General features: G+C 46.9%; 1 protein-coding gene. It reads right to left on the bottom strand.

Translation table 11 applies throughout. From position 1 onward, the window contains the following. Positions 1–239, bottom strand: a 239-nt coding sequence (locus tag Q1B11_RS20370) for a transposase (protein WP_299735853.1), incomplete at both ends; no start/stop codon positions are given.

Raw genomic sequence — 239 nt, 5'->3', positions numbered from 1 at the left:
AGGTTGTACTGAAGCACTGTGCTTAACTTGACTTCTTCTTTCTCAGTCAGGTTCTCTTTCCGCTTCAGAAGGCACCAGCGAGACTTTTTCAAAACAGGTTCATAACCGTCAGCCTGAAGCTGTTTGTGCTCCGACGCCCTGACTTCATCGATGGCTTTATTCAACATCGCCACAATGTGAAAACGATCAAGAATATGCAGAGCCTGACCCGCAAATTCCGCAATAGCCTTCACATAGGG

The sequence above is a fragment of the uncultured Endozoicomonas sp. genome (assembly GCF_947495845.1).
Taxonomy (GTDB): Bacteria; Pseudomonadota; Gammaproteobacteria; order Pseudomonadales; family Endozoicomonadaceae; genus Endozoicomonas.
This window is presented reverse-complemented; position numbering and strand designations above follow the sequence as displayed.